This window comes from Psychrobacter sp. (assembly GCF_036731945.1).
Classification (GTDB): domain Bacteria; phylum Pseudomonadota; class Gammaproteobacteria; order Pseudomonadales; family Moraxellaceae; genus Psychrobacter.
The window spans coordinates 1-1,559 of sequence record NZ_DAINDI010000123.1 but is presented as its reverse complement, the minus strand read 5'-3'; the positions used below and the strand labels follow the sequence as shown (position 1 = coordinate 1,559).

1 pseudogene is annotated in these 1,559 nt (G+C 42.1%); it reads right to left on the bottom strand.

Annotation, left to right across the window (positions count from 1 at the left end):
- Positions 1 to 724: 724 nt before the first annotated feature.
- Positions 725 to 1,559, bottom strand: a pseudogene (locus tag V7D75_RS14465) (ATPase); the annotation flags it as partial.

The following is a 1,559-nucleotide window of genomic DNA, read 5'->3' as shown; positions in this document are numbered from 1 at the left end:
GAACCGACTGCTTTGGTTGGTCCTGTAGAACTGCTGCTAATACCCATACGTTGATACGTCCTGCGTAAGCTGATTGAAATTATAGGTGATTAATGACGTTGCGGTGCTAACGATGGCGTTGTTTTCACCACCCAACATTATGATAGCGCGTCCGCAACGTGGTTTTGACTTACTATGTTGAATTTGTTTCTCGAAATACTGGTCTGAATGTACGAATTTGAAAATATGGTTATAAAAAATTGCTATCTACTGCGCTCTATATTGTCCTGATAGTTTTGCGGGCTTATAAATATTTACGCGCGAGCTTACTCACCTATCAGCGAAAAACTTAAGCCACAAAATGCCATAAAGCCGCAAGTAGTCTTGCCAAATCGTCCGATTACAGCAGCTTGCGGCTTAGGTTTTAGAGTGATAGCGTCGGTTATAAAAAGTCTGTTGCTACTAATTAAAGCATGTATAGGATAAATACCGTCTCTGACTGTGCAGCTATTTTGCGAGCAGGCAGAAATTATTACGCGCCTATTATATTAAATATAGACACAGAATGCATGATGATATTGCGAGATTTGTAACTTTGAATATATCACTCAAAAAATCTGTCTATTTAGTAGAAAAATGTTGTTAATTTTCCCTAAAATTTCAAACAAAATAATACTAACTTTTAAGGTCGTATAAAGCCTTCATCACTATTACTATTCAATACGAGCCATCACTTATCATCCATTTATTTCATATCAGCAGTGATAGACAATGCCGCGGATAGCTGCTTAATAGCGTGGTCTAATACCGCTAGGCGTGCTTGACGCTTTTCATTAGTCGCGATGATTGCCCAAGGTGCATCCTTAGTATCAGTACGTGCCAACATATCAGCCGCCGATTGCACATAATCCACCCATTTATCACGATTACGCCAATCATCATCGGTTAATTTAAACTGCTTATGCGGCGTCTCTTCGCGCGCCTCAAAGCGTTTGAGCTGCTCCCCTTTATCAATAGCGAGCCAATATTTGATAACTATCGTGCCAGCGGCGACCAAATCTGCTTCAAAACGATTGATTTCAGCATAAGCGCGCTGCCATTCTGCGTCAGTCGCAAAGCCTTCGATACGTTCGACCAATACGCGTCCGTACCACGTACGATCAAAGATAGCGATACGGCTGATACGATCGATTTGCTCATTGGGCAGCTTGGTCCAAAAACGCCATAAATATGGATGCTGCAATTCATATAGCATCGGTGCGCCAATATTATAAATCTGATATTCGCGCGGATCGAGCGGCGCAACCAGCCTTTTAATAGCGCCGCCTTTGCCAGCGGCGTCCATCCCTTCAAAGGCAAACACCACATGCCGACCCTGAGGTGCCCGTAGCAATTTGGCAAGGTGTGCTTGCTTATCGGCAAGCGCTTTATGATAGTCAGACTTTTCTATCTCAGTGTCGTCAATATTTATCAAAGTTTTAGGGATTGCTACAGGCTCGAATTTTGCTGCTTCTTTTATATTCTGACTTTCTGCTTTACTACTTTCTGCTTTACTACTTTCTGCTTTACTACTTTCTGCT